Annotated in this window: 15 protein-coding genes; 11 read left to right on the top strand and 4 right to left on the bottom strand. The window is 69.2% G+C overall.

Going from position 1 to position 19,447, the window contains the following annotated elements; all coding sequences use genetic code 11:
• The first annotated feature begins 17 nt into the window (after positions 1–17).
• Complete coding sequence (gene mutS / locus IE88_RS0110705; RefSeq protein ID WP_051881937.1) at positions 18–2,711, top strand: DNA mismatch repair protein MutS; 2,694 nt, start codon at positions 18–20, stop codon at positions 2,709–2,711.
• Complete coding sequence (gene glnD / locus IE88_RS0110700; protein ID WP_031554241.1) at positions 2,708–5,371, top strand: [protein-PII] uridylyltransferase; 2,664 nt, start codon at positions 2,708–2,710, stop codon at positions 5,369–5,371. Before mutS ends, glnD begins: the two co-directional genes overlap by 4 nt.
• Before the next feature lie 3 nt (positions 5,372–5,374).
• Here the strand turns inward: glnD and IE88_RS0110695 are convergent, their stop codons facing one another.
• The gene (locus tag IE88_RS0110695; protein ID WP_031554239.1) at positions 5,375–6,166 is read right to left on the bottom strand and encodes an inositol monophosphatase family protein; all 792 of its coding nucleotides are present in this window, start codon (positions 6,164–6,166) and stop codon (positions 5,375–5,377) included.
• Between the two features lie 134 nt (positions 6,167–6,300).
• On the opposite strand from IE88_RS0110695, the gene IE88_RS0110690 reads away from it, so the two are divergent.
• Positions 6,301–8,010 carry a class I adenylate-forming enzyme family protein gene (locus IE88_RS0110690; protein WP_036767059.1) on the top strand — a complete coding sequence of 570 codons (1,710 nt, stop codon included), beginning with the start codon at positions 6,301–6,303 and terminating at the stop codon, positions 8,008–8,010.
• A 2-nt stretch (positions 8,011–8,012) separates the two neighbouring features.
• Here the strand turns inward: IE88_RS0110690 and IE88_RS0110685 are convergent, their stop codons facing one another.
• The 3 genes from IE88_RS0110685 to folE are packed head-to-tail and all read right to left on the bottom strand — an operon-like array spanning position 8,013 to position 9,528.
• Positions 8,013–8,486 (bottom strand): hypothetical protein, encoded by a 474-nt coding sequence (locus IE88_RS0110685; protein WP_031554235.1) that lies wholly within the window; start codon positions 8,484–8,486, stop codon positions 8,013–8,015.
• Between the two features lie 23 nt (positions 8,487–8,509).
• Positions 8,510–8,899, bottom strand: coding sequence for a phosphoribosyl-AMP cyclohydrolase (hisI, locus tag IE88_RS0110680; protein WP_051881935.1), 390 nt, complete (start codon positions 8,897–8,899; stop codon positions 8,510–8,512).
• Positions 8,899–9,528, bottom strand: a complete 630-nt coding sequence (folE, locus tag IE88_RS0110675; RefSeq protein ID WP_036767055.1) for a GTP cyclohydrolase I FolE — start codon at positions 9,526–9,528, stop codon at positions 8,899–8,901. Before folE ends, hisI begins: the two co-directional genes overlap by 1 nt.
• Before the next feature lie 167 nt (positions 9,529–9,695).
• On the opposite strand from folE, the gene cysS reads away from it, so the two are divergent.
• The 8 genes from cysS (at position 9,696) to thiD (ending at position 18,900) form a co-directional block, all read left to right on the top strand.
• The gene (gene cysS, locus IE88_RS0110670) at positions 9,696–11,057 is read left to right on the top strand and encodes a cysteine--tRNA ligase (protein ID WP_031554229.1); all 1,362 of its coding nucleotides are present in this window, start codon (positions 9,696–9,698) and stop codon (positions 11,055–11,057) included.
• Positions 11,054–12,436, top strand: coding sequence for a tRNA lysidine(34) synthetase TilS (tilS, locus tag IE88_RS17405; RefSeq protein WP_051881934.1), 1,383 nt, complete (start codon positions 11,054–11,056; stop codon positions 12,434–12,436). The genes cysS and tilS overlap by 4 nt, the downstream gene beginning before the upstream one ends.
• Before the next feature lie 39 nt (positions 12,437–12,475).
• On the top strand, positions 12,476–14,383 hold the full coding sequence (gene ftsH, locus IE88_RS0110655) for an ATP-dependent zinc metalloprotease FtsH (protein WP_162178339.1): 1,908 nt from the start codon (positions 12,476–12,478) through the stop codon (positions 14,381–14,383).
• A gap of 93 nt (positions 14,384–14,476) precedes the next feature.
• Positions 14,477–15,376, top strand: coding sequence for a hypothetical protein (locus tag IE88_RS17400; RefSeq protein ID WP_031554222.1), 900 nt, complete (start codon positions 14,477–14,479; stop codon positions 15,374–15,376).
• Between the two features lie 10 nt (positions 15,377–15,386).
• Positions 15,387–16,211: a dihydropteroate synthase gene (gene folP / locus IE88_RS0110645; RefSeq protein ID WP_036767051.1), complete on the top strand. Its 825-nt coding sequence runs from the start codon at positions 15,387–15,389 to the stop codon at positions 16,209–16,211.
• Between the two features lie 45 nt (positions 16,212–16,256).
• Positions 16,257–17,621: a phosphoglucosamine mutase gene (gene glmM, locus IE88_RS0110640; RefSeq protein WP_031554217.1), complete on the top strand. Its 1,365-nt coding sequence runs from the start codon at positions 16,257–16,259 to the stop codon at positions 17,619–17,621.
• Positions 17,621–18,097 (top strand): hypothetical protein, encoded by a 477-nt coding sequence (locus IE88_RS0110635; protein WP_031554214.1) that lies wholly within the window; start codon positions 17,621–17,623, stop codon positions 18,095–18,097. Before glmM ends, IE88_RS0110635 begins: the two co-directional genes overlap by 1 nt.
• Positions 18,094–18,900: a bifunctional hydroxymethylpyrimidine kinase/phosphomethylpyrimidine kinase gene (gene thiD / locus IE88_RS0110630; RefSeq protein ID WP_031554211.1), complete on the top strand. Its 807-nt coding sequence runs from the start codon at positions 18,094–18,096 to the stop codon at positions 18,898–18,900. The genes IE88_RS0110635 and thiD overlap by 4 nt, the downstream gene beginning before the upstream one ends.
• Positions 18,901–19,447: the final 547 nt, after the last annotated feature.

Genomic DNA, 19,447 nt, shown 5'->3' with positions numbered 1-19,447 from the left:
CCGGGACGGAGGTTGCCATGGATGGCGCGCCCTTGGGGCAGGACGAACGGATTGGGGGCGGGGCGAAGCTCACGCCCATGATGGCCCAGTACCACGCGCTCAAGCGCGAGGCCGGCCGCGCGCTCCTGTTCTACCGCATGGGAGACTTCTACGAACTCTTCCACGAGGACGCCGTCGTCGCGGCGGGCGCGCTCGACATCACGCTGACCCGGCGCGGCCAGCAGGGCGGCGAGGACGTGCCCATGTGCGGCGTGCCCTTCCACTCCTATGAGGGCTATCTCGCAAAGCTCATCCGCCAGGGCCATTCCGTCGCCATCTGCGAGCAGACGGAGGACCCGGCCGAGGCGAAGAAGCGCGGCTCCAAGGCGCTGGTCCGCCGCGAGATCGTGCGGGTCGTCACGCCGGGCACGCTGACCGAGGACACGCTGCTCGACGCGCGGGCGCACAACACGCTCGCGGCCGTCGCGGCTCTCGGCTCCGGCGCGGCGGTCGCCCATGCCGATCTTTCGACCGGCGATCTCTTCGTTCACGACACGGATGAAGACGGCGTCCAGAACGCGCTCGCCGCCTGCGGCCCCTCCGAGGTGCTGCTGCGCGAGGCGGAGGCCGAGGCGGATCTCTCCGCAGCGCTGCGGCAGAACGGCGTGGCGGTCACGCCGGTCCATGCCTCGCTCCTCGACAGCGCGCGGGGCGAGCGGCGGCTCAAGGACGCCTTCGGCACCGCGACGCTCGACGGCTTCGGCGCCTTCTCCCGCGCAGGGCTCGCCGCGCTCGGCGCGTTGATCGGCTATCTCGAGCTGACACAGCTCGACGCGGCGCCTCGCCTCAAGCCGCCCATCCTCTCCGCGCCCGGCGACACGATGGCGATCGACGCCGTGACCCGCGCCTCTTTGGAGCTGACGACCGCGCGCGAGGGCGGGCGCGCCCATTCCCTTCTCGGCGCGGTCGACCGGACGGTCAGCGCCGGCGGCGCGCGCCTCCTGTCGCGCTGGATCGGCGGCCCGCTGACGGATCCGGCGCGGATCGCCGAGCGGCAGGACGCCGTGGCCTTCGCCCTGTCCGAGCGCGCCTTGCGCGAAGAAATGCGGCACCGCCTGCGCGAGGCGCCCGACCTCGCCCGCGCCCTTTCGCGGATCGGCCTCGGGAGGGGCGGCCCGCGCGACCTGCAGGCGGTTGGCAGAGCCGTCCATGCCGCCGGCGAGCTGGCAGCGCTGCTGCGCGAGGCGGAAGGCGCGCCGCGCCTCCTGCGCGATGCGGCGCGCGATCTGTGTGCGGCGGAGGAGGGCGGCTTCGGCGAGTTGCAGGCGCTCCTTCACGGCGCGCTCCGCCCCGACCTGCCGCTCCTGGCCCGCGACGGCGGCTTCATCGCGCAGGGGTTCGACGCCCCGCTCGACGAGACCCGCGCCCTGCGCGACGACGCGCGCAAGATCATCGCCGGGCTGGAGGAAGAATACCGCCAGCAGACCGGCATCAAGGCGCTCAAGATCAAGCACTCCAAGGTGCTCGGCTATTTCGTCGAGGTCACGGCGGCCCATGCCGACAAGATGATGGCGCCGCCCCTGTCGCAGGATTTCCGCCACCGACAGACGCTCGCCAATGCCGTCCGCTTCACGACGCCGAGGCTCGCCGAGCTCGATTCGGCCATCGTGCAGGCGCGGGACAAGGCGCTGGCGATGGAGCTGAAGATCTTCGCCGAGCTGACCGCAAAGGTGGCCGAGCGGCGCGACACCCTCTGCGCCTGCGCCGACGCGCTGGCCTTCTGCGATGCCGCGAGCGGCCTCGCCCAGCTTGCCGAAGAGCGCGATCATGTCAGGCCGCGCGTGGACGGGAGCACCGCCTTCGTCATCAAGGAGGGACGCCACCCCGTGGTCGAAGCAGCGCTGCCGGGCGGAGAGCGCTTCGTGCCGAACGACTGCGCTCTCAGCGACGGCGAGGAAGCGCGCCTCCTGCTTGTCACCGGCCCCAACATGGCGGGCAAATCGACCTTCCTGCGCCAGAACGCGCTGATCGCCGTCCTCGCCCAGGCGGGCGCCTTCGTTCCCGCGAAATCCGCCCATATCGGCGTGGTCGACCGCCTGTTCAGCCGGGTAGGGGCCTCGGACGATCTCGCGCGCGGGCGCTCCACCTTCATGGTCGAGATGGTCGAGACGGCGGCGATCCTGAACCAGGCGACGCCGCGCAGCCTCGTCGTCCTCGACGAGGTGGGGCGGGGCACCTCGACCTTTGACGGGCTCTCCATCGCCTGGGCCGCGCTCGAGCACCTGCATGATCAGAGCCGCTGCCGCGGGCTCTTCGCCACCCATTACCACGAGCTGACGCGGCTCTCGGCCAGCCTGCCGCGCCTCGCCAACGTCTCGGTCGCCGTGCGCGAATGGAAGGGCGACGTCGTCTTCCTGCACGAGGTGCGCGAGGGCGCGGCAGACCGCTCCTATGGCGTGGCCGTCGCGCGGCTGGCGGGCCTCCCGCAGAGCGTCATCGCGCGGGCCTCCAGCGTGCTCTCCACGCTTGAGCGGGAAAAGCCGGCAGGCGACCTCATCGGCGACCTGCCGCTCTTCGAGGCCCTGTCGGCCCCGCCGCAGGCGCTCGCCGAGCCGCAGCCCGATCCCCTGGCCGAAGCCGTCGCCGAGCTCGATCCTGACGGCCTGACGCCGCGGCAGGCCCATGAGGCGCTTTACCGCCTCAAGGCGCTGGCCGCGAAGGACCCCGCGTGAGCGAGACGGCCGTGCCCTTGTCCGAGGCCATGGCCGAAGCGGCGGCGACGGGCCGCGCCGGCGCGCTGATCGCCGAGCATTTCGAGCGCACGCGCAAATCCCTCTTCGCCAAGACCAGGCGCGGCTCGGTGATCGCCGAAGGCCTCTGCGCCGCCGTCGACGAGGCGCTGTGCCTTCTCCTGCAGGAAACCCGTCAGGGGGCGGAGGTCTGCCTCGTCGCCACCGGCGGCTATGGCCGCGGACGCCTCGCCCCGCATTCCGACATCGACCTCCTGATCCTCACCGGACGGGGCGGGGACGAGGCCGCTCAGCGCATCCTCTACCCGCTCTGGGATAGCGGGCTGCCGCTGTCCCAAGCCGTGCACGATCCGCAATCGGCGGCCAGGGCCGCAGCAGAGGACCTGACCTGCCGCACCGCCTTTCTCGACGGGCGGTTCCTCTGCGGCGAGGCCGGGCTCTTCGCCGAATTCCGGTCCCGCTTCGAGCGCCTGCGCGGCCGCAGCGTGCCGGAATTCATCGAGGCCAAGCTCGCCGAACGGGACGAGCGGCACGCGCGCACGGGCGCTTCGCGCTACGAGATCGAGCCCGACGTGAAGGAAGGGAAGGGGGGGATGCGCGATCTCGACCTCCTCCACTGGCTCGACCGCTATGCGCAGGGGGCGGAGGCCGCGCCGGTCCAGGAGATGACGACGCCCGGGCTCTTCACCGAGACCGAGGCGCGGCGCCTTTCGCGGGTGCAGGATTTCCTCTGGTCGATCAGGGTTCATCTTCACGACCTTCACGGGCGGGCGGATGACCGCCTCAGCTTCCCCGTCCAGCCCGCGCTCGCCGAGCGCCTGGGCTATAAGGGACGGCGCAGCGCGCCTGCCGTCGAGCGGCTGATGAAGCACTATTTCCTCAATGCGCGGGAAGTCGGGCGGCTGACGGGCTCGGCCTGCGCGATGCTCGAGGAGAAGGCGCTCAAATCCACCATGTCGCGCCGCTTCGCCGAAGCGGCCTCGCGCCTGACGCAGGAGCGAGGCTTCGGCGGCATGCCGAACCTCGTCCGGCGGGGCGAGCGGCTGACCTTCGCCGACCCCGATTCGGTGACCGTGCGCGATCTCTTCTCGCTCTTCCTCGTCTCGGGGCGGCAGGACATCCGCCTGCATCCGAGCACGCTGCAAACGGCGGTGCGCGTCGCGCGGAGAGTGGGGCGGGCGGAGCGTATCGATCCCGGTCTCGCGGATATCTTCAAGGCGATCATCCGCGACAGCGGCGACCTCGAGCGCGTGCTGCGGCGGATGACCGAATGCGGCCTTCTCGGCCGCTACCTGCCCGCCTATGGCGCGATCATCGGCAAGGCCGAATACGGACTGTTCCGCCGCTACACGCTGGACGAGCACGTCCTGCGCTCGATCGGAATCTTCGCCGCGCTGCGGGCGGGCCGGGACGATGGCAGCTTCCCCCTGACCCAGCCGCTGGCGCGGGAGCTCGATCCCGTGCCGGTCGTTCTCGCGCTTCTCCTGCAGGAGACGATCGCGGGCCTGCCGCGGCGCAGCGAAAGCCGCCTGCGCCGCCGCGTCGGCGGGCAGGCCAAGCGCCTCCTCGGCGCGGAAGAAGCCGCGGACGTGGTCTTCCTCGTCACGCAGCGGGACCTGCTGGCGCGCACCGCGGCGCGCCGCAACGTGACCGAGAGCTTCGTCGTGGGGGGCGTTGCCGGAGTGGTCGGCACGCGAGAGCGGCTCGATCAGCTTTCGGTCATGACGGCCTGCCGCCACCGCACGGCGGGCGTGGGATCCTGGCAGGCCTACAACAACCGCGATGTCCGCCTGCTGGTCGAGGAATGCCGGGCCTATCTCGCCGGCGGCGAGAGCGGCTTCCTGGCATTCCTCGCCGAACGGTCCGAAGCGCTCCGGGCCGAAGCGCGCGAGGGGATGGAGGATCTGGACGAGCAGGCGCAGGATGCGTTCTTCGCCCGCACCCGCCCGGATTTCTGGTCCATGGCCTCTCCGGGCGCCGCCGCGCGGCTCGCCGCGCTGGTCACCGCGGCCGACCGGGAGGGCGAGCATCATGCCGCCTGCGTCACCCCGCAGCCGGACGGGACGGTGGAAGTGATCGTCTATGCGGAGGATCGGCCCGGCCTTTTCGCCGACCTCTCAGGCCTCGTGGCCGAGGCGGGCGGCACGGTGTGGGGGGCGGCGGCCTTTCCGCTGCGGGCGCCCGGCGGGGGCACGGACCGCGCCGTGACGATCCTCGAGGTCATGCGGCCGGGAACGCCGCCGGAACCCATGCGGGTCGAGCAGGACGAGGCCGACCGCCTGGCCCGCCGCTTCAAGGCGCTGGCCGCGAAGCAGGCGCCCGAGCCGCAGCTTCCGCCGCCCGGCATCGCGGACCGCCGCAAGGTCTTCGATGTGGAGCCGGTCGTGCGGGTCTTCGCCGATGTCTCGCCCGACGACCTGATCGTGGAGGCGGAGGGCCTGGACCGGCCCGGCCTCCTCTTCCTGCTCGCGACAGCGCTGGAGGAGATCGGGGTGACGATCCGCCTCGCCTATGTCGCGACCTATGGCGAGCGGGCGGTGGACACCTTCTACCTCCAGGACGCGCCGGGCCGCGGGATCGACGACCCGCGCCGGATCGAGGCGATCCGGCGGCAGCTCACCCGGGTCCTGACCGAGGACTGATCCTCAGAACGCCAGGATGCGCCGCGCGTCCTCGTGCAGGACATGGTTCGTGGCCAGAACGTTTCCTTCGAGATGGGGGCGCTTGCCGTCCTCCTCGATCGTGGTGACCTGGCCGCCCGCCTCGCGCGCGATGACGATGCCCGCCGCAATGTCCCAGGGCTGGATGTTGCGTTCCCAATAGGCGTCCAGCCGCCCGGTCGCCACCATGCACAGATCGTAGGCGGCGGAGCCGAAGCGGCGCACGCCGGCCGTCTCGTCGAGCACGAGATCAGCCTCGCGCAGCGCGCGCTCGCGGCCGGGCCGCCCCTTGAAGGGAAAGCCGCAGCCGAAAAGCGCCTCGGACAGGTCGGTCCGGCCGGAGACGCGGATGCGCTTGTCGTTCAGATAGGCGCCCGATCCCTTCTCGGCATAGAACATCTCATCCGTGATCGGAGAGAAAACCACGCCCGCATAGGGCTCGCGGTCGCGCTCCAGCGCGATCGAGATGCAGAACTGGGGAATGCCGTGAAGGAAGTTCGTGGTCCCATCGAGCGGGTCGACGATGAAGCGGTTCGAATTGTCCGTCCCCTCGATCTCGCCGCGCTCCTCGAGGAGGAAGCCGTATTTCGGACGCGCCTTCTGCAGCGAGCGGAGAATGGCGTCCTCCGCGGCGACATCGGCCTTGGTGACGAAGTCGGCCGCGCCCTTGCGGCGGACCTGCAGCGCTTCGACCTCGAAGAAGTCGCGGCGCAGGACCCGGGCCGCGTCGCGCGCGGCGCTGGTCATGACATTGAGGAGGGGAGACAGATGCGGCATCGGGAAAGCTTCTCGCGGTCGGGGCGGCGGACAATAGGCATGTCTGCGAACCGCGCAAGCCGGAGCGTGCCCGCAGCGGTAGCGAACCGGATAGGCTTGGCCTATACAGCTTCGGCGCAAAGAGGACCGGACGCATGACGATCGCCCCCTTCACCCTGGCCGAGATCGATGAGGCGGCCGACGCGCTGCTGGCCGAGGGCGGCATATATTCGGTCGTCCCTGGCGAGGTGCGGGGCGTGCGGTATGACCGCCTCTTCGCCATGTCCTCGCTGTCCCTGAGGGAGGTGCTGGCCGTCCGCACGGCCGAGAACGCCGATCAGGAGCTTCTGGTCTATGGCGACCAGCGGCTGACGGTGGGCGAGGTGTGGACGCGGGCCATGCGCTTCGCCGACTGGCTGGGCCAGCAGGGCGTCGGCCCAGGGCACCGGGCCGCCATCGCCATGCGCAACTATCCCGAATGGTGCATCGCCTATCTCGGCATCATCGCCACCGGCGCCTGCGTCGTGCCGCTCAATGCCTGGTGGCAGCCGGGCGAGCTGCGCGAGGGCCTCGTGCGGTCCGAGGCGAAATTCGTCGTGGTGGACGCCAAGCGGGCAGCGCATATCCTGCCCTGCAAGGAAGAGCTCGGCCTGACCCTGATCGGCGCGCGCGAGGAGGTGCCGGAGGCCGATCACCGCATCGAGGACATCGTCTCCGACGAGACCCTTTCGGACCAGCCGCCGGCCACGCCCATAGATCCCGATTCCGATTTCTGCCTCCTCTTCACCTCCGGCTCGACCGGAAAGCCCAAGGGCGCGCTTCTCACGCACAGGGGCGTCGTCAGCGCGATCCTGTCCTGGTCCTTCCAGCTCCAGATCGTCCAGCGCCTGCGGCCCGAGCACACCTTCGTGCCGGAGAACCCGGCAATGCTGCTCGCCCTGCCGCTCTTCCACGTCACCGCGTCGCATTCGGTCTTCCTCCTGTCCTATCTGACGGGGCGGAAGATCGTCTTCATGTATCGCTGGGACGCCGAAGAGGCGCTGCGCCTGATCCGCGAGGAGAAGATCACCAATTTCACCGGCGTGCCCACCATGGCGCACGAGCTAATCGAGGCGGCGGAGCCCGGCGATCTCGACACGCTGGTCGACATCACGACCGGCGGGGCCAAGCGTCCCGAGACGCAGCGCGAGCGCCATCGCGAGAAGGCGCCGGAAGTCGGCGCGTCTTCGGGCTATGGCCTCACCGAGACCAATGCCATGGGCACGCATATCACCCTGTCCGACTACGATCTGCGCCCCTCGGCCACCGGCCGGGTGCTCAAGCCCGTCACCGAGATGGCAGCCTTCTCCGAGGATGGCGAGCGCCTGCCGACGGGGCAGACCGGAGAGATCTGCGTGCGCGGCCCGATCACCTTCCGCGCCTATCTCGCCGACGAAGAGGCGACGCGCGCCGCCTTCTACGAGGATGGCTGGTTCCGCACGGGCGATCTCGGCTATCTCGACGAGGACGGCTTCCTGTTCATCGTCGACCGGGTGAAGGACCTCATCATCCGCGGCGGCGAGAACGTCTCCTGCCTCGAGGTCGAGAACGCGCTCCTGGCGCAGCCGGGCGTCAACGAAGCCACGGTCTTCGCCGTGCCCGACGAAACGCTCGGGGAGCGGGTCGGCGCGGCCATCTGGTCCAGAGGCGGCGACGCCGATCTCGAAGCGGTTCGGGCCGGCGTCGCGAAAGAGCTGGCCTCGTTCAAGGTGCCCGAGCGCCTGTGGCTGTCACCGGCGCCGCTGCCGCGCGGGAATACGGGCAAGATCGACAAGCGGGCGACCCGCGCCTTCGCGCTGGAACACCCGCCGCACCTCTCCGCCTGAGGTCAGCCGCGCCGGGCGTCGAGCCAGGCCGCCTCGATCATCTCGCCGAAGCTCTCGGCGTCCATGTCGTAGCGGTTGAGCAGGCGCACCGTGCGGACCGATCTCCGGCCCAGCTGGCGTCCGGTGATGCAGCGCAGCTCGACCGCGCCGTCGAGCGGGCGGACATGCTTGACATGCGACCAGCGGACCTCGAACCCGGTCAGCCCCGCCTGCTGCTCGATCCCTTCGGGCGTCACCCACAGGAAGTTCCAGTTCGGCCAGGTGCCCGCCGCCAGCATCATCGCCGCAAGAGCGGTCAGCGGCAGCGTCTTGTCGAAGGGAAAGGCCGTCCCGCCGAGCGAGGCGAAGGCGAGAAGGACCAGCTGGCCGGTCAGGACCGCAGCCGCGGCCACCGCGAAGGGGCAGCGCCAGAATCGCGCCTGCAGGCGTATCTCGCCCGGACTTGCGGCAGGCGCCGCAATCGCAGCTCTCGTCATGGCGGTCCCTCCGGAGGAGGACCCTAAGCGCCTTGCGTGAATCGAAGCTGAACGCCGTCTTCGCCGCGCTGGGCTTCGCGGTAGAAGCAGGTCGCCCTGTCCGTGTGACAGGCGGGTCCCTGCTGATGCACGCGGTAGAGGACCGCGTCCTGATCGCAGTCGAGAAGGACCGCCTGCACCGTCTGCGTATGCCCGGAGGTGGCGCCCTTGCGCCAGATTTCCCCCCGCGAGCGCGACCAGTAGTGCGCCTCTTTCGTGCGCAGGGTCAGGTCGAGCGCCTCTTCGTTCGCATAGGCCAGCATCAGGACCGCGCCGCTTTCGGCATCCTGCGCGATCACCGGCACGAGGCCGTCCGCATCGAAGCGCGGCGCGAAGCTGCGCGTCTCCTCGATGCTGGCATCGGTGGCCTTCATCAGCGGCCGATCAGCCGCATGAAGCGCGCTTCGAGCGCCGGGTCTTCCTCGAAGGCGCCGGTGAAGCGCGTCGTCAGCGTGTCGACGCCGTGCTTGTGCACGCCGCGCGTGGACATGCACTGGTGCTCGGCCTCGATCATCACAGCGACGCCCCTGGGCTGAAGAACCTTTTGCAGCGTGTCGGCGATCTGCGCTGTCATCTTCTCCTGCACCTGAAGGCGCTTGGAATAGGCGTCGACGAGGCGCGCGAGCTTGGAAATCCCGACCACTTTCCGGTCCGGCAGATAGGCGATGTGCGCCTTGCCGATGATCGGGGCCATGTGATGCTCGCAGGTCGATTCGAGCCGGATGTCGCGCAGCACGACGATATCGTCATAGCCCTCGACCTCTTCGAAGGTCCGCGCGAGAATCGCCTCGGGGTCTTCGTCATAGCCGCCGAACCATTCGCGATAGGCCTTGGCCACGCGCTTGGGCGTCTCGATCAGGCCTTCGCGCGAAGGATCGTCGCCGGCCCAGCGGATCAGCGTGCGCACGGCGGCTTCGGCCTCGGCGCGGCTCGGGCGGCTGGAGACATGGGTCTCGCCGCCGCTCTCTCGCGTGGTCTCGGTATCGTAGGCAATGACGCTCATCGTCTGTCCTATTCTCGGGCCGCGATTACACCTTCGCGCATAAGGGGGTGGCCCGGCCACATTTCCGGGGCCGAAGGCACCTACTACTTAGGTCCGGATGCCGCCAGAACAAGCGAAAGGGTGCCGCATGCTTGCGCGCCCGCGCGCCCGGCGGCACAGACGAGCGCATGACGATCAGGCTTCACGACAGCTATTCCGGCGGCAAGACCGTCTTCTCTCCCGCAGACCCGTCGCGGGTGACGGTTTATTGCTGCGGACCCACGGTCTATTCCGCGCCGCATATCGGCAATGCGCGGGCAGGGGTCGCGGCTGACCTCGCCGTGCGCCTGCTGCGCCATGAATACGGCGCCGATTCGGTGCTCTACGCCCGCAATCTCACGGATATCGACGACAAGATCATGGCCGCCGCCAAGGCGCGCGGCGTCGGGATCGGCGTGGTCACGGACGAGGCGACCGGAGCCTATCACGCCGACATGGCCGCGCTCGGCTGCCTGCCCCCGGATATCGAGCCCCGCGCCACGGGCCATATCGAGGAGATGCAGGCCCTGATCGGCACGCTCCTCTCGCGCGGCCACGCCTATGCGGCGGAGGGCCACGTCCTCTTCGATGTCGGCTCCTTCCCCGATTACGGACGCCTCTCGAAGCTCGACCGCGACGCCATCGAGGCGGGCGCGCGTGTCGAAGTCGCGCCCTATAAGCGCGACCCGGCCGACTTCGTTCTGTGGAAGCCGAGCGCAGACGACGAGCCCGGCTGGGACGCGCCCGAGGACTGGGGCGCCTCGCGCGGGCGGCCCGGCTGGCATCTCGAATGCTCGGCCATGATCGCCGCCGTCCTCGGCGCGCCCATCGACCTTCACATGGGCGGGCAGGATCTGCGCTTTCCCCACCACGAGAACGAGATCGCGCAGAGCTGCTGCTCGGCGGATCTCAGCAGCGTGCCGCTGGCGCGGGTGTGGCTCCATAACGGCATGCTGCGCCTCGGCGAGGGCAAGATGTCCAAGAGCCTCGGCAACATCATCACCCCGCGCGAGCTGCTGGAGAGCTGGCCCGGCGAGGTAATCCGCTTCGCGCTCCTCTCCGCGCAATACCGCCAGCCGCTCGAATGGTCAGAAGAGCTTCTGACCAGCGCGCGGACCCAGCTCGACCGCTTCTACCGCGCGGTGGACGGCGCAGCCGAAGGCGCTGCCGTGCCGGAAACCGTGCTCGACGCCCTGCGCGACGACCTCAACACCCCCGCCGCGCTCGCCGCTCTGCACGAGCTGCGCGAGAAGGCGGGGCAGGGCGATGCGGAGGCTGCGGCGGGCCTTCTCTCCGGCGGCCGCCTGATGGGCTTCTTCGGCATGGAGGCCGGCGCCTGGTTCAAGGGCGAAGGCGGCGACGACGCCCGCATCGACGCGCTGCTGAAAGAGCGGGCAGAGGCGCGCAAATCCCGCGACTTCGCCCGGGCAGACGAGATCCGCGACAGCCTCGCCGCCGAAGGCATCGTCATCGAGGACGGGCCGGAGGGCGCGACCTGGCGGCGGGCATGACCGAACTCGCGCTCGACTGGGACCCGCTCGGCGAGGAGCCTCTGGCGCTCGCGGTCTCTGGCGGCGCGGACAGCTTCGCGCTCCTCCAGGCTTGCGTCGCGCGCGGCCTGCCGGTCGTCGCGCTGACGGTGGATCACGGCCTGCGCGAAGGCTCTGCCGAGGACGCGCGCGTCGTGAAGGCCTGGTGCGAGGCGCACAACGTCGATCACCAGACCCTCCATTGGGAAGGCGACAAGCCGCAGACCGGGCTTCAGGACGCTGGCCGCACCGCCCGCTACCGCCTGCTCTGCGAGGCCTGCGAGCGGATGGACATTCGCCGCGTCGCGACCGGCCACACGCTCGACGATCAGGCCGAGACGGTCTTCATGCGCCTGCGCCGCGGGGCCGGGAGAGGCCTCGCCGGAATGCCGAAGGAGCGCGGCATCGCCTCGGGGCCGGGCGAAGTCATCCGCCTCCTGCGCCCCATGCTGGGGCTGCGGCGGGCGGAGACGCGGGCCTATGCCGAGGCGAACGGCCTGCCGGTGCGGGAGGACCCCTCCAACGAAGACGAACGCTTCGAGCGGGTGCGGGTGAGGGCGTTGCTGGCGGCGCTGGAACAGCAGGATTTGCTGACGGCGGAGGCGCTGGGGCGGACGGCGGATCGGATGAGAAGTGTAGAGCATGCTATCGATGCCGGTCTCGGCCAGTCCACCGACGACATGACCTATCTTCTCGCGGGTAGATGCGAGAGCCCCGAAAAATATCCCGTCGATGAAAATGGCTTCGTCCCCAACCATTTCGACGGGCGCCTGTTCCTCAAATTCGGTGAGGTTGTCGACGACTGGGACGTCGAGCTGTTCCGGCGTTTCGTTCAGGCAATCGGCGATGATCAGGCGGTTGCCGATCTTGCCATTCCCTCGGTCGGTCGGTCAGCGACGGTTGCGGGGACCGTGATCAACTGGAATTCGGCAGGAAGGGAACGGACCTATTGGGACCCGGTCCTGATCTACCGCGAACCCGCAGCCCTCTTAGGTCGCGCCGACGGCACCCCCGGCCTCGCGCCTATCTCCGCACTCCCCGGCAGCAAGTACCTCTATGACCGCCGCTTCATCGTCACCGTGCCGGACGACGTTCCCGAAGGCACCGTTCTCCGCCCCCTCGGCCAGCTTCTCCCGCGCGACATTGCCACATCGACACTCGCGCGCAGCCGGGTCAGCACCCTACCGTGCCTGTCGAAAGGCGACCGGGTCACCCATCTGCCCTCTGCGGCGATCCGCGCAGTCCATGACGCGCTGACGGGTTGGAAGGGACGGGAAGGGTTCCTACCTCCTGATGGAAACGTGTTCGCGGCGCGGTCCTTGCTGGCCGAACGCTTCGCCGGGGACGTGATAAGGTATTAGGATCGTCGGCGTAGGATCTGCGCCCGACCCACGAAGGAAATCCGCATGAACAACCGACACTGGATGGTCTGGGGCCTGATGCTCGTCGTGGCTCTGATGATGCTCTACGTGTTCTCGAATGCGAGCCCCGGCGGCTCGACGACCGAGCTGAGCTATTCGGACTTCCTCGAACGGGTCGACACGGGCGCCGTGACCTCGGCCGAGATCGACGACAACCGGATCTCGGGCACCCTCGAAGGCGGCGCGCGCTACACGACCATCGTCCCGCGCGACGCGACCGTGTCGGACAGGCTGGCCGAATCTGACGTGGCGATCACCGTCCTCCCCGAAGAGGAAGTGCCGCTGCTCCTCAGCCTCATCTTCAACCTGCTGCCGATCCTGCTGATCGTCGGCCTCCTCTTCATGGCGGTCCGCCAGATGCAGGCGGGCTCGGGCAAGGCCATGGGCTTCGGCAAGTCCAAGGCGAAGCTCCTGACCGAGCGCCACGGACGCGTCACCTTCGACGACGTGGCGGGCATCGACGAAGCCAAGGAAGAGCTCGAAGAGATCGTCGAATATCTGCGCGACCCGATGAAGTTCCAGCGCCTCGGCGGCAAGATCCCCAAGGGCGCGCTGCTCGTTGGCCCTCCCGGCACGGGTAAGACGCTGCTCGCGCGCGCCATTGCGGGCGAAGCGAATGTGCCCTTCTTCACGATCTCCGGGTCGGACTTCGTCGAGATGTTCGTCGGCGTCGGCGCGAGCCGCGTCCGCGACATGTTCGAGCAGGCCAAGAAGAACGCGCCCTGCATCATCTTCATCGACGAGATCGACGCTGTCGGCCGGAGCCGCGGCGCAGGCCTCGGCGGCGGCAATGACGAGCGAGAGCAGACGCTGAACCAGCTCCTCGTCGAGATGGACGGTTTCGAGGCGAACGAAGGCATCATCCTCATCGCCGCGACCAACCGCCCCGACGTGCTCGACCCCGCGCTGCTGCGTCCCGGCCGCTTCGACCGTCAGGTCGTGGTGCCGAACCCCGACCTCGTCGGCCGCGAGAAGATCCTCGGCGTCCACATCAAGAAGGTGCCGCTCGGCCCGGACGTGAACGTCCGCACCATCGCGCGCGGCACGCCCGGCTTCTCGGGCGCCGACCTCGCCAACCTCGTCAACGAGGCGGCGCTTCTGGCCGCCCGTCGCGGCAAGCGCATGGTGACCTGGAAGGAGTTCGAGGACGCCAAGGACAAGATCATGATGGGCGCCGAGCGCCGCTCGACCGTCATGACCGAAAAGGAAAAGACCCTGACCGCCTATCACGAGGCCGGTCACGCCATCGTCGCGCTGAACGTTCCCTCGACGGACCCCGTCCACAAGGCGACGATCATTCCGCGCGGCCGCGCCCTCGGCATGGTCATGCAGCTGCCCGAGCGGGACAAGTTCTCCATGTCCAAGCAGGAGATGACCTCCCGCCTCGCCATCCTGATGGGCGGCCGGGTCGCCGAGGAGCTGAAATTCGGCAAGGAGCACGTCACCTCCGGCGCCTCCTCGGACATCGAGCAGGCGACCAAGATCGCGCGCGCCATGGTCACGCAATACGGCCTGTCGGACGAGCTCGGCCCCATCGCCTATGCGGAGGATGAGGGCGAGGTCTTCCTCGGCCAGTCCATCGCCCGCTCCAACTCGATCAGCCCGGAAACGGCCAAGAAGATCGAGGAGGAAGTGCGCCGGATCATCACCACCGCGCACGACACGGCGGTGCGGATCCTCGGCACGGACAATTACGACGACTGGGTCAAGCTGTCCGAGGGCCTCCTCGAATACGAGACCCTGACCGGCGAGGAGATCAATCGCCTCCTGAAAGGCGAGAAGATCGTCCGCGACGATCCCTCCGACACGCCGACCACGCCGCCCTCCTCGGTGCCCAGCACCGGCCGCGAAGGGCCGCTGGGCGGCACCGAACCCGCCGGCGTCTGATCCGGACCACCGAAACCCCCGCTCCGGCGGGGGTTTTTCTTTGAGAATCGGCATCCGCTCCCTTACCGTTCCGACAGGGACAAGGGGACTGTCATGAGGAAACTGCCGGTCGGCGAAGTCGCCGCCTATTCGTTCGGCTTCGGGTGGCGCGCCATTCCGGCGCTGTTCCGCATGGGTTGGCTGCAAATCGCATTGTTCATCGCCGGCGCGATTCTCGTCGATCTCGGCGGCGGCGAGACCGAGATCGGCACGCGCATGGAAGGCGGGGCAGACCGGTTCGAGATCTCGACCGGGTGGAGCACCACGGTGCAGACCATCGAGGAGCCGCTCTTGTTCTGGCCCGGATTCCTGATCGTCTTCGCCGCGCTGATCCTCCTCCTGCCGGTCTATACCCGCCTGATCCGCCTCGCCGCCGGAGAGGGCGAGGTCCCGACCGGCCTCGCCCTGCGCCTGACCGGGCGGGAATGGCGCGTGCTGGGCGCGGCGCTCCTGACGTTTCTCATTTTTGGCGTGGCGGTCGCCCTCGCCGCCCTGCCGCTGGCCTTTGTCGGGCCGATGGCGGACAGGGACGCCGGTGGCGGCGCCGTCATCGCGGTCCTCTTCCTCGGGCTCGCAGGCATGATCCTGGCGTTCTGGTTCTACATCCGCTTCTCGCTGTTCATGCCCTATACGGCGCTCGAGAACCGCATCGCGCCGCGCGCCGCATTCGGCGTGACCAGAGGCAATTTCTGGCGCCTCTTCGGCCTCTATCTGATCATCGTGCTCATCTTCTTCGCCATCACCTTCGGCCTCTGGGCGATACAGGTGATGCTCGGCGCGCTCGCCGCCGTCTTCGGCAGCCCCATCGGCACGGGCGACGGATCGGCCTTCCACCTGATCTTCCTCGGCCTGCTCTTCGCGTTCCAGGCGGCGGTCCAGATCTACAGCAACCTCGTCAGCACGGCCGCCTCCGGCCGCTCGGCGGGTTATCTGACGGAAGGGCAGCCCGCCTGAGGGCGCAGCCATGCAGAAGACGAATCCCCGCTCATCCCTCCGCGCCCCCATCGTCATGGGCATCGTCAACGCGACGCCCGACAGCTTCTCCGATGGCGGCCGGTTCGAGGGGCAGGCGGGGGTCGAGCACGCCCTGCGCCTCGCCGAAGAAGGCGCGCAGGTCCTCGACATCGGTGGGGAGAGCACGCGCCCCGGCGCCGAGACCATCGGCGTGCAGGAAGAGATCGACCGCATCCTGCCCATCATCGAGGCGGTCGCCGCGCGCGTGCCGGCGCCGATCTCCGTGGACACCCGCAAGCCCGAGGTCGCGCGCGCAGCCGTCGCGGCGGGCGCGGCCTATTGGAACGACGTCTCCGCGCTGCGCTTCTCCGAAGACAGCCTTTCCGTGGCGGCCGAGCTGCGCGTGCCGGTCGTCCTCATGCATGCCCAGGGCGACCCGGCCACCATGCAGGACGCCCCCGCCTATCAAGACGTGACGGCCGAGGTGCTCGCCTTCCTGCATGAGCGCATCGCCGCCGCTCGGGCCGCGGGCGTGGCCGAGATCATCGCCGATCCCGGCATCGGCTTCGGCAAGGCGCTCGAGCACAATGTGACGCTGTTCCGCTCGCTGGACCGCTTCTCCGGGCTCGGCGTGCCCCTGATGATGGGCGCCTCGCGCAAGCGTTTCATCTCCACGCTCGATCGCGATGGCCCGCCCGAAAGCCGCCTCGGCGGCAGCCTCGCCGCCGTCCTGCGCGCGCGGCAGGCGAATTTCGCGTGGTTCCGCGTACATGACGTGGCGCAGACGCGGCAGGCGCTTGCGCTGTGGGAGGCGCTTGGTCCTTCTAATGCATGAGCTTTGCATGGTAGCCGGAGATTCAGCCTTGGGAACGGGAACACGATGCGCGGCGACGAAGAAACCTTTGAGCGCAAGATCTTCGGCACGGACGGCGTGCGCGGCCTGTCCAATGCTGGCGCGCTGACGCCTGACGGCGTTCTGCGCCTCGGCATGGCGGCGGGCCAGGTCTTCCAGCGCGGCGAGCATCGCCACCGGGTGGTGATCGGCAAGGACACCCGCTTGTCAGGCTATATGATCGAGCCCGCGCTGACCGCCGGCTTCATCGCCGCCGGCATGGACGTGATCCTGCTCGGCCCCGTGCCGACGCCCGCCATGGCCATGCTGACCCGCTCCATGCGCGCCGATCTCGGCGTCATGATCTCGGCCAGCCACAACCCCTTCCACGACAACGGCATCAAGTTCTTCGGCCCCGACGGCTACAAGCTTTCCGACGAGACCGAGGCGGAGATCGAGCGCCTGATGGGCGAGGGCAGGGACGACAATCTCGCCGCGCCCCGCGATCTCGGCCGCGCCAAGCGCATCGACGATGCGGGCGCGCGCTACATCGAATTCGCCAAGGCGACCCTGTCGCGCAAGCTCTCCCTCGACGGCATCCGCATCGTCCTCGATTGCGCGAACGGCGCGGGCTACAAGGTCAGCCCCACCGTGCTGTGGGAACTCGGCGCCGACGTGAAGCCGATCGGGGTCGAGCCCAACGGCTTCAACATCAACGCCGAGGTCGGCTCCACCTCGCCCAAGAGAATGCAGGAAGCGGTCCTCGAATACAGGGCCGATATCGGCATCGCGCTCGACGGCGATGCGGACCGGGTCCTCATCTCGGACGAGCGCGGGCGCCTCGTCGACGGCGACCAGATCCTCGCCACCATCGCCACCGCCATGAAGAAGGACGGGCGCCTGCGCGGCGGCGGCATCGTCAGCACGGTGATGGCCAATATGGGCCTCGAGAAATATCTGGGGCATCACGGCCTGTCGCTCATCCGCACCAAGGTCGGCGACCGCTATGTCGTCGAAGCGATGCGCGAGAACGACATGAATCTCGGCGGCGAGCCGTCCGGCCATGTCGTCCTGTCGGACTATGCCACCACCGGCGACGGCCTCGTCACCGCGCTCCAGGTCCTCGGCCTCGTCGTGGAGGAGGACCGTCCGGTGTCGGAGGTCTGCCACCGCTTCGACCCCTTCCCCTCGCTCCTCAAGAACGTGCGCTACAAGGGCAGCGACCCGCTGGAGGAGGAGAGCGTCAAGGCCGCTATCGCCGAGGCGAACGAGACCCTCGGCGATAGCGGCCGCACCGTGATCCGCAAATCGGGCACCGAGCCCCTGATCCGCGTCATGGCCGAAGCGGATGACGAGGCGCTGGTGCGCCGGGTGGTGAACGAGGTTTGCGCGGCGGTGGAGAGGGCGGCTTAGTGCAGGGGCTTGCCATCGTTCTCATCCGTATCCTCGCGATCTGGATGATTACAGCGGGCGCATTCTCGGCTTTCGGCAACATCCTCTACACTGCGGTGGGCGCTCCTGAACGCGGCTGGGTCTACCTGCTTCCCCCGATCATCCATCTCACCGTCTGGTTGATTGCGATCAGTGTTCTTCTCTTCGGCGCACCACGGATCGCACGCCTGATCCTGCCTGCCGGGACAGAACCGGCAGAACCGGTGCACGATCAGGACCTCCTGAAAATCGGTCTTCTCCTGCTCGGCCTCTTCCTCGTAGTAAACGGACTCGCCGATCTCGCGCGGGACGTGCCGAGTATTACGACAGGGTGGGGGAGGGCTGTCCGAGATCACGGTTCCACGCTGCAGTGGAACCCGTCATGGATCATGACCGGTCCCGCTGCGGTCAAATGCATCGGTGGCCTGTTCATTCTCCGTTGGGCTTCGCGCCGATGAAAGGCCGCGTTCTCATCGTAGCAGGGTCCGATTCCGGCGGCGGCGCCGGGATCCAGGCCGACATCAAGGCCTGCACGGCACTCGGCGCCTATGCCGCGACGGCCGTCACCGCGATCACCGTTCAGGACACGGAGCGGGTCCATGCCGTCCATCCCGTGCCCGCCGACATCATCGCGGCGCAGATGCGGGTGGTGCTGAACGATATCGGCGCGGACTGCGTCAAGCTCGGCATGATCGGATCGGCCGAGGCGGGGGAGGCGATCCTCTCCGAACTGCCCGAGGGCATGCCGGTCGTGCTCGACCCCGTCCTCGTCGCGACCAGCGGCGACGCCCTGGGCGACGGCGCGGTGGCGCAGCTCCTGCGCGAACGCTTCCTGCCGCGCGCCGCGGTCGTCACGCCGAACGCGCCCGAACTCGCGGCACTCAGCGGGCAGGGGGTCGAGGACGAGCAAGAGGCGGAGCGGGCCGCACGGGCGCTGCTCGATCTCGGCGCGGGTGCGGTGCTCGCCAAGGCGGGGCACCTTGCCGGAGACATAGTGACCGACCTCCTCGTCCGCCCCTCCGGCACGGCAAGGATCGCCCACCCCCGCCTCGAGAGCCGGAACACCCACGGCACGGGCTGCACGCTGGCCAGCGCGCTCGCGGCCGGGCTGGCGCAGGGGATGGAGGCGGAAGCCGCCGCCCGCCGCGCCATCGCCTATACGGTCGCCGGGATCGAGCACGCACCGGGCTTCGGGCGCGGCCACGGCCCGCTGAACCACGCCCTATCGCAAGCCGACGGAACATTCGGTCCGACAGCCTGAAACGCGCCAGGTCCCGACCCCTCTCCCCTGAGTAGGCCCCGGCGCGGGGGCCGGGGGAACAGCGGCGACCATCAGGCGTCACCCCGGCCGAAGCGCCGGGGCCCATCTCGGAACAGCGGGCGCTGCGCGCGATGCGGCGGGCGGCGCGTAAGCGGCACCGGTGTCATGGTGGATCGCGGGTCCACCCTACGCTTATCCCCGCCGCCTCCCCATGACCCATACTCCTCCCTCGCGCCGGGAGAGGGCTGTGCGGGATCCATCACCGCTCTGCCCGGTGCCGCGGAGCCTGCGTGCCTGCCTCACGGCAGGGATGGCACGCGCCGGGCGAGCTCCGGAGGGGCCCCGGCGGGACGCTGGAGACAGCGAAAAGGGTTCCGCGCCGCGCGCGGCGAGGGTGTGGGAAGCCCGAACCGAGCCGACACAGTAACACAAGACCCTCCGTCGGCACGGAAGCCGCGCGCGGGACCCTCATCTTCTGCAAGACCGGCACGGACGGGCGATGGCGGCTGCGCGGAGCGCAGAGAGCAGCGCCGACGGCACCGGCGTC

Origin of the sequence: Parvularcula oceani, assembly GCF_000733125.1 — a bacterium.
Classification (GTDB): domain Bacteria; phylum Pseudomonadota; class Alphaproteobacteria; order Caulobacterales; family Parvularculaceae; genus Parvularcula; species Parvularcula oceani.
Note: the sequence above shows the minus strand (reverse complement) of the source record. Positions and strands in the feature narration are given on the sequence as shown.

What these genes read in the sequence shown, in the direction of transcription:
- tilS (WP_051881934.1), top strand. Translation starts at nt 11,054, where the DNA reads ATGACCGAACTCGCGCTCGACTGGGACCCGCTCGGCGAGGAGCCTCTG.
- thiD (WP_031554211.1), top strand. Translation starts at nt 18,094, where the DNA reads ATGAAAGGCCGCGTTCTCATCGTAGCAGGGTCCGATTCCGGCGGCGGC.
- IE88_RS17400 (WP_031554222.1), top strand. Translation starts at nt 14,477, where the DNA reads ATGAGGAAACTGCCGGTCGGCGAAGTCGCCGCCTATTCGTTCGGCTTC.
- folP (WP_036767051.1), top strand. Translation starts at nt 15,387, where the DNA reads ATGCAGAAGACGAATCCCCGCTCATCCCTCCGCGCCCCCATCGTCATG.
- glmM (WP_031554217.1), top strand. Translation starts at nt 16,257, where the DNA reads ATGCGCGGCGACGAAGAAACCTTTGAGCGCAAGATCTTCGGCACGGAC.
- mutS (WP_051881937.1), top strand. Translation starts at nt 18, where the DNA reads ATGGATGGCGCGCCCTTGGGGCAGGACGAACGGATTGGGGGCGGGGCG.
- hisI (WP_051881935.1), bottom strand. Translation starts at nt 8,899, where the DNA reads ATGAAGGCCACCGATGCCAGCATCGAGGAGACGCGCAGCTTCGCGCCG.
- IE88_RS0110695 (WP_031554239.1), bottom strand. Translation starts at nt 6,166, where the DNA reads ATGCCGCATCTGTCTCCCCTCCTCAATGTCATGACCAGCGCCGCGCGC.
- IE88_RS0110690 (WP_036767059.1), top strand. Translation starts at nt 6,301, where the DNA reads ATGACGATCGCCCCCTTCACCCTGGCCGAGATCGATGAGGCGGCCGAC.
- IE88_RS0110685 (WP_031554235.1), bottom strand. Translation starts at nt 8,486, where the DNA reads ATGACGAGAGCTGCGATTGCGGCGCCTGCCGCAAGTCCGGGCGAGATA.
- cysS (WP_031554229.1), top strand. Translation starts at nt 9,696, where the DNA reads ATGACGATCAGGCTTCACGACAGCTATTCCGGCGGCAAGACCGTCTTC.
- folE (WP_036767055.1), bottom strand. Translation starts at nt 9,528, where the DNA reads ATGAGCGTCATTGCCTACGATACCGAGACCACGCGAGAGAGCGGCGGC.